General features: G+C 73.2%; 11 protein-coding genes. 2 read left to right on the forward strand and 9 right to left on the reverse strand.

Going from position 1 to position 12,618, the window contains the following annotated elements; translation table 11 throughout:
- Window positions 1-4: 4 nt before the first annotated feature.
- From C3492_RS28240 to C3492_RS28250, 3 genes are all read right to left on the reverse strand, one after another.
- The gene (locus tag C3492_RS28240) at window positions 5-1,177 is read right to left on the reverse strand and encodes an ArsA family ATPase (protein WP_103815320.1); all 1,173 of its coding nucleotides are present in this window, start codon (window positions 1,175-1,177) and stop codon (window positions 5-7) included.
- 45 nt (window positions 1,178-1,222) lie between these two features.
- A complete protein-coding gene (locus tag C3492_RS28245) occupies window positions 1,223-1,666 on the reverse strand; it encodes an SRPBCC family protein (protein WP_103815322.1) in 444 nt (147 codons plus the stop codon).
- A gap of 123 nt (window positions 1,667-1,789) precedes the next feature.
- Window positions 1,790-2,587 carry a metallophosphoesterase gene (locus C3492_RS28250; RefSeq protein ID WP_103815324.1) on the reverse strand — a complete coding sequence of 266 codons (798 nt, stop codon included), beginning with the start codon at window positions 2,585-2,587 and terminating at the stop codon, window positions 1,790-1,792.
- A 307-nt stretch (window positions 2,588-2,894) separates the two neighbouring features.
- Between C3492_RS28250 and C3492_RS28255 the strand changes: the two genes are divergently transcribed.
- On the forward strand, window positions 2,895-4,691 hold the full coding sequence (locus C3492_RS28255; protein WP_103815326.1) for a long-chain fatty acid--CoA ligase: 1,797 nt from the start codon (window positions 2,895-2,897) through the stop codon (window positions 4,689-4,691).
- 37 nt (window positions 4,692-4,728) lie between these two features.
- Here C3492_RS28255 and C3492_RS44805 read toward each other — a convergent pair whose 3' ends face one another.
- Window positions 4,729-4,935: a hypothetical protein gene (locus C3492_RS44805; protein WP_181140588.1), complete on the reverse strand. Its 207-nt coding sequence runs from the start codon at window positions 4,933-4,935 to the stop codon at window positions 4,729-4,731.
- A 3-nt stretch (window positions 4,936-4,938) separates the two neighbouring features.
- The gene (locus C3492_RS28265) at window positions 4,939-6,081 is read right to left on the reverse strand and encodes a glycosyltransferase family 4 protein (RefSeq protein WP_103815328.1); all 1,143 of its coding nucleotides are present in this window, start codon (window positions 6,079-6,081) and stop codon (window positions 4,939-4,941) included.
- A 145-nt stretch (window positions 6,082-6,226) separates the two neighbouring features.
- Between C3492_RS28265 and C3492_RS28270 the strand changes: the two genes are divergently transcribed.
- Window positions 6,227-7,462 (forward strand): glycosyltransferase family 87 protein, encoded by a 1,236-nt coding sequence (locus tag C3492_RS28270; protein ID WP_103815330.1) that lies wholly within the window; start codon window positions 6,227-6,229, stop codon window positions 7,460-7,462.
- Window positions 7,463-7,552: 90 nt separating this feature from the next.
- Here the strand turns inward: C3492_RS28270 and C3492_RS28275 are convergent, their stop codons facing one another.
- The 4 genes from C3492_RS28275 to C3492_RS28290 all read right to left on the reverse strand — a co-directional run bounded on the left by C3492_RS28275 (window position 7,553) and on the right by C3492_RS28290 (window position 12,608).
- A complete protein-coding gene (locus tag C3492_RS28275; RefSeq protein WP_181140589.1) occupies window positions 7,553-8,740 on the reverse strand; it encodes a hypothetical protein in 1,188 nt (395 codons plus the stop codon).
- Window positions 8,741-8,767: 27 nt separating this feature from the next.
- Entirely contained in the window at window positions 8,768-9,775 is a 1,008-nt protein-coding gene (locus C3492_RS28280; protein ID WP_181140590.1) for an NlpC/P60 family protein, read from the reverse strand.
- A 237-nt stretch (window positions 9,776-10,012) separates the two neighbouring features.
- The gene (locus tag C3492_RS28285; protein WP_103815336.1) at window positions 10,013-11,053 is read right to left on the reverse strand and encodes a C40 family peptidase; all 1,041 of its coding nucleotides are present in this window, start codon (window positions 11,051-11,053) and stop codon (window positions 10,013-10,015) included.
- A gap of 211 nt (window positions 11,054-11,264) precedes the next feature.
- Entirely contained in the window at window positions 11,265-12,608 is a 1,344-nt protein-coding gene (locus C3492_RS28290; RefSeq protein ID WP_103815338.1) for an NYN domain-containing protein, read from the reverse strand.
- Window positions 12,609-12,618 lie beyond the last annotated feature (10 nt).

Here is a 12,618-nt window from a genome sequence, read left to right on the forward strand (position 1 = left end):
CCGTTCACCGTCCGGCGGCGGGCCACAGATCCGGGTCCGGGGCGAACCGGATGCGCAGCTCGCCGTCCCGGAGTCCGGCGCCGGCGACGGTGCACCGGCGCAGGGCGGAGGGCAGGGGAACGATCCGGCGGAACGGGCCCGCGGTGATCAGGAGTTCGTCGCCGCGCCGGATGAGGTCCAGCTCGTCCCGTATCGCGCCGGGCAGCGGGAGGTGCCAGACCAGCACGCCGTCCTCGGCGAGCCGGTCGGTGACGGGCCACCCGACCGGGGTGGTCGCCGGGTTGACGCCGGGCACGGCGAGGGCGGTGAGGTCGTCCGGGCCGTGCGGGTCGTGGCCGAGGTGCGGGACGGGGTGGACGTCGTACGACTCCTGCCACTCGGCGAGCGTCTTGCGCTGCTGGGCCAGCAGCGAGGAGAGCCAGCCGTCGGGGGCGGTCTCGGGCAGGACGCGGTTGGCGATCAGGGACTCGGTGCGCAGGGCGCGCAGGGCGAGGCCGAGGGTGGCGGTGCGGACGGCGTCGGCGCCGGCCGGGCCGGGCTCGGCGACCAGGCGTACGGCGGTGTTCCGGTCGGTGAGGACCGCCTCGACGGCGGCCAGTTCGACGTCCCAGCGGGCCGCCGTCTCGTAGAGCCAGTCGGCGGGCATGGGGACGCCGGCGAGACGGCCGAGGACCGGGCGCAGGGCGCGGGCGGCCTGCCGTTCGGGCGGCAGGAGGCGGCGCAGGTAGCGGCGCAGTTCCTCGGGCAGGGCGAGCAGGGCGAGGGCCTGCGGGAGGGGCGGCAGGTCGACGACGAGGAGGTCGTACCGCTCGGACAGGGCCGCGTCCCGCAGCGCGCGCAGGAAGGACAGTTCCTCCGCGCCGGGCAGCGGGGTGACCTCCTCGGCGTCCAGGCGGGCTGCGCCGAGGAGGTCGAGGACGTTCGCGGCGCGGGTCTGGAAGGCGGTGAGGTCCTGGCGGAAGCGTTCGGCGGCGTCGGGCCGCCAGGCGCCGAGGCGCGGGGTGACCTCGGTGGGGACCGGTCCTGTCGCGGTGCCCAGGGCGGTGCCGGGGGTGTCCGTGCGGTCGGCGCTCAGCAGGAGGGTGCGATGGCCCTCGCGGGCGGCTTCGAGCGCGGTGGCGGCGGCCACGGTCGTACGACCGCTGCCGCCGGGGCCCGTGATCAGGATGGTGCGCATGACGGTGAACGGTACCGCCGTGCGCGGGGGGGCGGAGGGAGGCGTCTACTCCTCCCCCGACTCGACCCTCTTCTTCAGACCCGCCAGTGCCCGGTCGATGATGACCTTCTCCGCCTTGCGCTTGATCATGCCCAGCATGGGGATCTTGACGTCGACCGTGAGCTGGTAGGTGACCTCGGTGGCGCCCGCGCCGGCCGGCTTCAGCAGGTAGGAGCCGTCGAGGGAACGGAGCATCTGGGACTTGACGAGGGTCCAGGAGACCTCGTGCTCGCCGGTCCAGGTGTAGGCGAGGGTCTGGTCGTCCTTGATGGCGCCGGCGTCCATGACGAGGCGGACCTGTTCGGCGCGGCCCCGCTCGTCCGTGGCGAGGACGTCCGCCTCCTTCACCTCACCGGTCCAGTCCGGGTAGCGCGCGAAGTCGGCGATCACCGCCATGACGTCGGCCGGAGCGGCCTCGATCGTGATGCTCGAACTGGTGTGTTCCGCCATCGCCGTGGCTCCTCCAGATGCGGGCCGGGTGGGAGAGGTTCGTGTGCGCCGGGCTGCGCACGTGTGTGCAGCGTGAAGGCTACCGCGCCGTCGGCCCGCCACCTTCACCGCGCCCGCCGGGCCTCACCATTCGAGTGCCCAGGGCGTGCCGGTCCCGGCGAAGTGCCCCACGTTCACGCACTCGGTGGCGCCGATCCGCATCCGGCGTACCAGCGGCTGGTGCACGTGCCCGAACAGGGCGTACCGGGGCCGGGTGCGGCGGATGGCGTCCAGCAGGGCCCGGCTGCCCCGCTCGAAGCGGCGGGCCACGGTGTCGTAGACCAGTTCGGGCACCTCCGGCGGGATGTGGGTGCACAGGACGTCGACCTCGCCGACGGCCTCGATCTTCGCCGCGTACTCCTCGTCGCTGATCTCGTACGGCGTCCGCATCGGGGTGCGCAGGCCGCCGCCGACGAAGCCGAAGGTCCACCCGCCGATCTCCACCCGCTGGCCGTCGAGGACCGTGGTGCCGGGCCGGGCGTACTCCGGCCAGAGCGTCGGCATGTCGACATTTCCGTAGGTGGCGTACGTCGGGGCGGGGAACGCGGCGAACAGCTCGGCGTACTGCTTGCGCACGGCCTTCTCGATGGCCGTGGCCCGGTCGGCGCCGATCCCGGCCCACAGCCGGGCGCCGAAGGCGCGGGCCTCCTCGAAGCGGCGGGCGGTGCGCAGTTCGACGATGCGGTCGGCGTTCTCCTTGCCGAACAGGTCGGGGAAGATCCCGCGCGCGTGGTCGGCGTAGTCGAGGAAGAGGACGAGGTCGCCGAGGCAGATCAGGGCGTCGGCACCGTCGCCGGCCCGGGCCAGGTCGCGGGCGTTGCCGTGCACGTCGCTGACCACATGGACGCGCGTGCGCCGGGTGCCGGAACGTGGGGATGCCATGGCGATCAAGCGTAGGCGTGTGCGGTCCAGGTGAACAGTGCCGGTCCGGCCTGCGGTTACTCGCCGGTCGGTTCGGCCGTGGACTACTGTGCGCGAAGGAACACCCAGGTGTGTGACGCAGCGAACATCTCGCCGGGACCCCCTGTCGTAGACGCCATACCGGCGGGTAACGTCCGGGCAGTCCAGTCGTGCTCAGGATTTCAACATGTGAATCCTCATGTTGTTCCGGAGCACTTGCCCGAGCCTTGGACCGCACCGTCGCATCGCACAACGTCGTGGCGCCGGCGCCCTATGAGGAGCAGCAGTCTTGCGCGAGTTCAGCCTTCCGGCTTTGTACGAGGTCCCCGCGGACGGGAATCTGACCGACATCGTCCGCAGAAACGCCGCGCAGCATCCCGACGTCGCCGTGATCGCCCGCAAGGTGGGAGGTGCCTGGCAGGACGTGACCGCCCGGGAGTTCCTGGCCGAGGTGCGCACCGCCGCCAAGGGTCTCATCGCCTCCGGCGTGCAGCCGGGCGACCGGGTGGGCCTGATGTCGCGGACGCGCTACGAGTGGACACTGCTGGACTTCGCGATCTGGAGCGCGGGCGCGATCACCGTGCCGGTGTACGAGACCAGCTCGCCGGAGCAGGTGCAGTGGATCCTGTCCGACTCGGGCGCCACCGCCTGCATCGTGGAGCTCGACAACCACGTGGCGGCCGTGGAGACGGTGCGCGAGTCGCTGCCCGCGCTGAAGCACGTCTGGCAGATCGAGGCCGGGGGCGTCGCGGAGCTGGGCCGGCTCGGGCAGGACGTGTCGGACGCGACGGTGGAGGAGCGCAGCTCGCTCGCCAAGGCCGACGACCCGGCGACCATCGTCTACACCAGCGGCACGACCGGGCGCCCCAAGGGCTGTGCCCTGACCCACCGCAGCTTCTTCGCCGAGTGCGGGAACGTCGTGGAGCGGCTGCGCCCGCTGTTCCGCACCGGTGAGTGCTCCGTCCTGCTCTTCCTGCCGCTCGCGCACGTCTTCGGGCGGCTGGTGCAGGTGGCGCCGATGATGGCGCCGATCAAGCTGGGCTGCGTCCCGGACATCAAGAACCTCACCGACGAACTGGCCGCGTTCCGGCCGACCCTGATCCTCGGCGTGCCGCGGGTCTTCGAGAAGGTCTACAACTCGGCGCGGGCCAAGGCGCAGGCGGACGGCAAGGGCGCGATCTTCGACAAGGCGGCGGACACCGCGATCGCCTACAGCAAAGCGCTGGACAGCCCGTCGGGCCCGTCGTTCGGTCTGAAGCTCAAGCACAAGGTCTTCGACAAGCTGGTCTACAGCAAGCTGCGCGCGGTCCTGGGCGGGCGGGGCGAGTACGCCATCTCCGGCGGCGCCCCGCTGGGCGAGCGGCTCGGGCACTTCTTCCGGGGCATCGGCTTCACGGTGCTGGAGGGCTACGGCCTGACCGAGTCCTGCGCGGCGACCGCGTTCAACCCGTGGGACCGGCAGAAGATCGGCACGGTCGGGCAGCCGCTGCCCGGCTCGGTGGTGCGGATCGCGGACGACGGCGAGGTGCTGCTGCACGGCGAGCACCTGTTCAAGGAGTACTGGAACAACCCCGGCGCGACGGCGGAGGCGCTGGCCGACGGCTGGTTCCACACCGGTGACATCGGCACCCTCGACGAGGACGGCTATCTGAGGATCACCGGCCGGAAGAAGGAGATCATCGTCACGGCGGGCGGCAAGAACGTGGCCCCGGCGGTGATCGAGGACCGGATCCGGGCGCACGCGCTGGTCGCGGAGTGCATGGTGGTGGGCGACGGGCGGCCGTTCGTGGGCGCGCTGGTCACCATCGACGAGGAGTTCCTGGGCCGCTGGTGCGCCGAGCACGGCAAGCCGGCGGGCGCCACCGCGGCCTCGCTGAAGGACGACCCGGACCTGCTCGCGGCGGTCCAGGCGGCCGTGGACGACGGCAACGCCGCGGTGTCGAAGGCGGAATCGGTGCGGAAGTTCCGCATCCTGCCCTCCCAGTTCACGGAGGAGTCGGGCCACCTCACCCCGTCGCTGAAGCTCAAGCGGAACGTGGTGGCGAAGGACTACTCGGACGAGATCGAGGCGATCTACGCCAAGTGACGGGCGGCGCTCCACGCCCCGTGAGCTGATCGGTGCCTCATGGCGCGGTGTCCTCGGCGAGGACCCGCGCCATGGTGCGTTCGGCGAGGGCCGTGAGGGGGTCGGCGCTCCGGGCGGCGGTCCGGCCGAGCCGCACCCCGCCGGAGAAGGCGCCGTACGAGAACGTCGCCCGCCCGGTTTCCTGCTGATCGCGGGGTACGGGCCGGCCCAGTGCTCCCAGCCCGTGCCGGCAGGCTGCCGGCACGGTTCAGAGCAACGCCTTCAGCCGCTCGGCCAGCAGGTCCCAGCGCCACCGCTCCTCCACCCACCGGCGGCCCCGCTCCCCCATGCGGCGGCGCAGTTCGGCGTCGGCCAGCAGCGCCACGATCCGTTCGGCGGTCTGGTCCACCGAGCCGCCCCGGACCACCCAGCCCGTCTCGCCGTCCAGGACCGCGTCCGGGGCGCCGCCCGAGTCGCCCGCGACGACCGGCAGGCCGGTCGCCGACGCCTCCAGGTAGACGATGCCGAGGCCCTCCACGTCCAGGCCGCCGCGCCGGGTGCGGCAGGGCATGGCGAAGACGTCCCCGGCGCCGTAGTGCGCGGGCAGCTCGGACCAGGGCACGGCGCCCGTGAAGCGCACCGAGCCGGCGACCCCCGTCTCGTGGGCGAGGCGGCGCAGGTCCTTCTCGTACGGTCCGCCGCCGACGATGAGCAGGACGGTGTCCGGCTCGGCGGCCAGGATGCGGGGCATGGCCCGGATCAGGGTGTCCTGGCCCTTGCGCGGGACCAGCCGGGAGACGCAGACGACCACCGGGCGGTCGGTGAGCCCGAGCCGGGCGCGCACCTCGTCACCGCCGGACCCGGGGTGGAAGGTCTTCTCGTCGACGCCGGGCGGCAGCTGCGCCATCCGCGAGGCCGCCTGGGGCGTGAGGGCGGTCGCTATCCGGGAGCGGGTGTACTCGCCGAGGTAGGTGATCGTGTCCGTGGACTCGCCGATCCGGCGCAGCAGTTGCCGGGCGGCGGGGAGCTGGGCCCAGCCGGCCTCGTGCCCGTGGGTGGTGGCCACCAGCCGTTCGGCGCCGGCCTTCCGCAGCGCCGGCGCCATCAGGCCCAGCGGTGCCGCCGCGCCGAACCACACGGAGGCGCACCCGTGCTCGCGGAGCAGCCCGACCGCCCGTCGGGTGGCCCCCGGTGTGGGCAGCAGCATGGTCGTACGATCGCGTACGACGGTGAAGGGCTGCTCGGCGTCGAAGGCGGCGGTGGCCTCGGCGCCCTCCCGGCCGCGCTTCCAGGTGGAGGCGTAGACGACCAGCCGGCCGGGGTCCAGGCGCAGGGCCATGTTGTGCAGGAAGGCCTGGATGCCGCCCGGCCGGGGCGGGAAGTCGTTGGTGACGATCAGGGTCTTGTGCATCGCCGCCGACCCTACCGAACGGGGCGTTCCCGGTCGGGCGCGGCCGAGCCTGTGGCATGCGCACAGGTGTGCACGACATCATGGACGCTCGCAGCGATGCGAACGGCACGGCGGTCGACGCGGAACCGGACGGCAGGGGGATCAGGTGGAGACGAAGGGTGCCGGGCGGTCCCTGGCATGGCTGCTCGCGACCTGGGTCGTCACCCGTGCGGTGCTGCTGCTGTTCGTGTTCCGGGTGTTCGCCTTCCCGGGCCCGGACGTCACCTCGGACGTGTCGGTGATCTACCGCGGCTGGTACGAGGTCCTGCGTCAAGGAACGTTTCCGCTGGACGACGTGACCTGGCAGTACCCGCCCGCCGCGGCCCTCCCCGTGCTCTCCCCCGGCGTCCTGCCCTTCCTGTCGTACGCGCACGCCTTCTTCGTGCTGGCCTGCCTCGCCGACGCCGTCGTGCTGGCCCTGCTGCGGTACGCGGGCGGACGGCCGGACCGGTCGCCGCGCGGGGCCTGGGCGTGGGTGGCGGGCGTGCCGCTGCTCGGGCCGACGGTGTACGCCCGCTACGACGTGATGGTGACCGCGGTGGCCGTGGCGGCGCTGCTGGCCGGCACCCGGCACCCGCGGGTGATGGGCGCCCTGACGGCCTTCGGCGCCCTGCTGAAGGTGTGGCCGGCGCTGCTGCTGGTCGGTGCCGTACGGCGGCGGGCGTGGGCGTCGGCGGTGGTGACCGCGGCGGGTCTGGCGCTGCTGTTCACGGTGTCGATGCCGGGCGCCTTCGCGTTCCTGACCTTCCAGCGGGACCGGGGCACCGAGGTGGAGTCGCTGGGCGCCCTGGTCTTCCACGTGGCCCGGCACTTCGGCTGGCGGGGCGAGGTGCTGCTGAACTACGGCTCGATCGAGTTCCTGGGCCCGCACGTCGACCAGGTCAGCACGGCCGCGCTGGCGCTGACCGGGGCCGCGTTCGGCTGGCTGCTGCTGTGGCGGCTGCGCGCGACCCGGTTCGCGCCGCACACCCTCGCCGACGCGGCCCTGACGGCGGTGCTGCTGTTCACGGTGACCAGCCGGGTGATCAGCCCGCAGTACCTGGTGTGGCTGATCGGCCTGGCCGCCGTGTGCCTGTCGTACCGGGCCAGCCGCATGGGACCGCCCGCGCTGCTCTGTCTCCTCGCGTCCCTCGTGACGGTCCTGGAGTTCCCGCTGGGCTTCTCGCACGTGGTGACGAGCGACTGGTACGGCGTCACGCTCCTGGTGGTCCGCAACGGCCTGCTGGTCGCGGCCACGGTCACGGCGGCCCGCCGGCTGTGGCGCGCGACCGCCCCGCCCCGCGCCACCGCCCCCTTCCCGCCTCAGACCACCCGCCCCACGGGGGCCCCGGTGTCCTCCTGACGCCGGGCGCCCAAGGGCAGTCGGAGGGCCGCCGTCCGCCGCCGGGTGCCGTCCCTGATCGAGCGGGCCGCGCCGGGCAGGCCGCCGTGCTCAGCCGAGCCGGTTCGTGACGTAGTCGCGCCAGCGCGCGGTGAACTCTTCCGGGGTCGTCCCGAGCACCTTCCGAAGTGCCTCCTCCACCGCGCCCGCCCGCTTCCCGTGGGCGCCGACGGCCCGGTAGAAGGCGCTGAGCCGGTCCGCGCCCCACCGCTCGGCGATCATCCGGCAGGCCAGCCAGCCGCCCTCGTAGGCCTGCGCGAGCCGGGTCGGCTCGCGGGTGAAGGCGAAGTCCCCGTCGCCGGGCAGCGCGTCGGGCACCTGACCGTCCTGGACGGCCCGGGTCAGCTCCGGCGCGATCTCGGCCGGGGTGCGGCCGGTGCCCAGATAGCCGATCCAGTCGGCGTAGCCCTCGGAGAGCCACAGCGGGGTGGCGGCGGTGGTGTCCGCCCGGGTGGCGACATGGGTCGTCTCGTGGGTCAGGACGACCTGCTTGCCGGCGTCCCCGAGCACGGCGTACGCCTCCGGGTTGACCAGCACCCGGTCCGCCGGCGACGGGCCGGAGCCGCCCGTCTCGCCCGTGGTGACGGCCGCGATGCCCCGGTAGTCGGCGGCGGGCGAGCCGAGCAGCGCCGCCATGCCCTCCAGGGACGGGGGTACGAGGACGACGATCCGGCGGCTCCAGTCCCGGCCCCACGCCCCGGAGACGGCCGGGACCGCCCGGTCGGCCAGCCGCGCGTACGGCCTCAGGCCGGCGGCGGACCCCCCGGCGCCGAGCACCAGACTGTGCGCGCCCCTGACGGCGGTCACCGTGCCCTGGTCCCACAACTGCTGCCCGGCCTTCCGGGCGGGCTTGTCGGCGGTGACGTACCAGTGGCCGTCGGCGGCGCGGCCCAGGGTGAGGGTGCGGCGGGCGTCGACCGGGGCCTTGTCGTAGCCGGCGACGCGGTAGCGCAGGTCGGCGTCGGCGGTGGCGCCCGAGGGGGTGCGGCGCACGGCGGTGACCCGGTAGCTCCAGGAGGACAGCGGGAGGGCGCGCAGCCGGGTGTACTCGGTGCGGGTGCCGGTCGCGCCGTACGCCGTCTCGTCGTGGCCGAGCAGGGCCGCCGCGCGCCGGTCGAGCACCCGCTGCACCTCGGCCCGCGCGGAGTCGGTCACCGTGCGCCCGCCGCACCCGGTCAGCGGCAGCAGCAGGGCGAGCCCCACGGCCCCGATCTCCCACGCCCGCCTGCGACCAGCCATTTCCCGATCGTACGGCGAGGAGGGCGGTCAGGGCCGGGTGACCGAGGAGACCGGCATCATCCCGACCGGGTCGTAGCGCACCGGAGCACCGGGATAGGGGGCGTGGATGACCTGGCCGTTGCCGGCGTACATCGCCACATGGCTGGCGTCGGAGCGGTAGACGACCAGGTCACCGGGGCGGGCCTGGGAGAGCGGCACCTGCCGGCCGGCGAACCGCTGCTCCTGCGAGGTGCGCGGCAGATGGACCCCGGCGTGCCCGTACGCCCACTGCATCAGGCCGGAACAGTCGAAGCCGGAGGGGCCGTTGGCGCCCCACACATAGGGCCGGCCGAGGGCGGAGCGGGCGGCGGCCAGGGCCGCCGCGGCGCGGCCGTCCGGGGCCGGGACGCCGCTCAGGTCGGGCAGGTCGGCGCGGCCGTCACGGGAGGCCCGGTCGTAGGCCGCGCGGTCGGCGGCGGGCAGGGCGTTGATCAGCCGCCGGGCCCGGGCCAGCTTCCGCTCCACGGTCCGCTTGTGCGCGGCCACGGCCTTGCGGCTCTTCTCCAGCTCGGCGAGCTTCCCGGCCGCCTCCGCGCGCTCCTGGGCGAGGTCGCGCAGCGCCGACTGCAACTCCCCCAGCCGGCGGGCCTGCCGGGCGCCGATGCGGTCGAGCGTGGACGCCTTGTCCAGGTAGTCGTCGGGGTCGGCGGAGAAGAGCAGGGCGACCGTCGGGTCGATGCCACCGGAGCGGTACTGGGCGCCGGCCAGCGAACCGAGCTGCTCCCGCAGGTCGTTGACGCGCTGCTGCTGCCGGGCGATGTGGTCCTGGGCGTCCCGGACCTCCCGGCGCAGCCGGCCGGCGTGCTCGTCGGCCTTGTCGAAGGCCTGGGTCGCCTTCTCGGCCTCCTCGTACAGGCGGTCCACCTCGGCCCGGGTGCCGGCACCCGGTGCCCCCTGCGCCGGTACGGCGCCCAGCGCGGCGGCGGCCGACAGCACGCACAGGGCGACGGCACCCCGGTCGAATCCGGACGGGGCAAGGCGACGGTGGGACCCCACGGCAGTCCTAACTGCTGGCGGACACAGACCGTTTCCCCGGCGCCTGGGGACGGGGAGGCCCCGGCGCCGGGGAAACGCGGCAGACAGTAGCCGTGCGGACGGGCCCGGACCAAAGACCTCGGAGTCAACACAGACTGACGCCCCGCCGCTGACGCAGGTCAACGGCGGGGCGTGGAGTCAGTTCGCGTTCCGGTGATTCGCCCGTTCGGGCGCCACCGTGTCCGTGTGTCGCCGGTGTCAGACCCGGACGCCGAACATGAACGGGCCACCGATGGTCGTCATGGACTCGTACCGGACGACCGTGCCGGTGCGCGGGGCGTGCAGGATCTGGCCGTTGCCCGCGTAGAGGCCGACGTGGTGCAGGTCGTTGAAGAAGAAGACCAGGTCGCCGACCTTGAGGTCGCTCTGGTTGTAGATCCTCGTGCCGATCTGCGCCTGCGCCTCGGAGGTGCGCGGGATGGAGACGCCGGCCTGGGCGTAGGCCCAGGAGGTCAGGCCCGAGCAGTCGAAGGAGGAGGGGCCGGTGGCGCCGTAGACGTAGGGCGAGCCGAGCCGGGTCTGGGCGGCGGAGAAGGCCGCCTGGGCGCGACCGGAGGCGGGCGGGGCGTCACCGAGGTCCACGCGCTCGGTGGAGGAGCGGTTGGCGCGCTGCTGCTCCTCGGCGAGCTGCGCCTTCTCCTTGGCGGTCAGGGAGTTCAGGAGCTTCTGCGCCTCGGCGAGCTTGCTCTGGACTTCCTTCTTCTTGTTGCCCAGCTCGGTGCGGGTGGCGGAGAGGTCCTTGAGCTTCTCGGTGGCCTCCGCCCGCTCCTGGGCGAGTTCGCGCTGTTTGTCCTGGATCTTCTTCAGCGCGTCGACCTGCTGGCTGCTCAACTGGTCGAGCGTGGACGCCTTGTCGAGGTAGTCGTCCGGGTTGGACGACAGGAAGAGCTGGACCGAGGCGTCGATGCCGCCGGAGCGGTACTGGGCGGTGGCCAGCGAACCCAGGCCGTCGCGGAGCTTGTTGAGCTCCTCCTGGCCACGGGCGACGTTGTCCTGGATGGTGGAGATTTCCTTCTGCAGCTTCTGCTGCTTCTCCTTGGCGCCGTTGTACTTCTCGGTCGCCTGCTCGGCCTGCTCGTAGAGCTTGTCGACCTTCGCCTTCACCTCGTCCTTGCTCAGCTTCTCGCTGGGGGCGGCGTTGGCGGCGTTCGCGCTCAGCGCGACGGCAGCGGCGGCTGCGGTGGTCAGCACGGTCACACGAGTGCGACTCGGCTGCTTGGGTCGACGGTGGGACGCCACGGAGGACGAACTCCTTCTTGTGAGTGATCACCCGTTCGGAGGTTCGAGCCCAGACCCTAGTGACCTCGTTGTGATCAGTTCAAATCCCACAGCAAAAAATCTCGTCACACAGTGCATTCTTTGCACACAACTCACGTGCAGTGAGAGCGGGTTGACCCTACGTTGCGTGACGATACGACCAATTCGGGCATCCGCTACGCCCGTTGGACCTTCAGGACAGTCGCTTCAGAAGCACCGCAGAGGCCACCGGTCGGGCACCCGCCTTCGCGACCCCGTCGGCCACCTCGCGGTCGGTGGAGGCGACGATCACCGGACGGCCCGGCGGCTCCGCGCGCACCAGCTGGCGGATCAGCTCGTCCGCCGTGACGCCCGGCTTGGAGAACAGCACCCGCACCCCGCGCGGCGGCGCGAGCAGCACCGGCGCGGCCAGTTCCGCGCCGTCGAAGACACACGTCACCTCGGCCCCGGTCTGCGCGGCGAGCGCGGAGAGCTGCCCCAGCAGCCGCAACCGCTGCTTCTCCAGCGGCATCTGCGGATAGCCGGTCTTGGTCACGTTGTAGCCGTCGACGACCAGATGCGCCTGCGGCAGGGCGAGCAGTTGATCGAGAATGGCCGGATCGTTCTCCGACAGGGCGCGCGCCGCGATGTCCTTCGGCGTCATCCGGCCCGGTTCGACCGCGTCCACCGTCTCGGCCGGGCGCACGGACACCGGCGGCAGGGCCAGTTCGCGCCGCAGCCCCTGGGTCGCCTCCAGCAGGGTGTCGAGCAGCAGCCGTACCCGCATGTCCTCCACGCTGCGGCCCTCCCGGGCCGCCCGGCGGGTGGCCTCCAGCGCGGCCTCGGCCTCGCCCAGGCGGGCCTTGAGCCGCCGGGACTCGCTCTCCGCGGCCGACACCTGCGCCTGCGCCTCGGCGCGTACGGCGTCCATCTCGCCCTGCGCCTTGCGCAGGGCGGCCTCGCCCCGCTTGACGTCACTGAGGGCGGCGCGCAGCTTGCGGTGAAGCGATTCCGCTTCCTTCTTCGCCGAGTCGAGCTCCGTGCGCAGCCGTTCGGTCTCCGCGCGGGTGTGGTCGCGGGCCTGCGCCAGCTCCGCGCGCAGCCGCTCCAGCTCGGCCCGGTTCTCCTCGTCGGCACGCTCGGCGTGCGCGCGCTGGGCCTCCTCGCCGGCCGCGGTGACCAGCTTCACCCAGCCCGCCGGGCGCAGCACATAGGCCGCGGCCGCCACGTCGAGCGGGTCCGCGGCCGGGGGCGGGGAGCCGGCGTCGAGGGCACCGGCGAGTTCCGGCTGCGCCTCTCTGAACCGTTCCCCGATCCGCTGCCGGAACAGGGCATCGGTCTCCAGCGCCGCCGCCATCGCGTTCCCGGCGAACTTCGCCCGGCGATTGGGGGCGAACCGGGCGTACTGCCTGAGCTGGGCGGGTAGTTCCGCCACGGTCAGCCCGCCGAAGCCGTCCGACACGATCTGTACGACCCGCTTGCGCACGCCGTCGGGCAGCGGACGGTCAAGCACCTCAGCGGTGCCGTCGCCCGGCCCCCCGCCTGCGGTCTCCACCATCCGTCACACC

The organism is Streptomyces sp. Ru62 (assembly GCF_002920615.1).
In the GTDB taxonomy this organism is placed as follows: Bacteria; Actinomycetota; Actinomycetes; order Streptomycetales; family Streptomycetaceae; genus Streptomyces.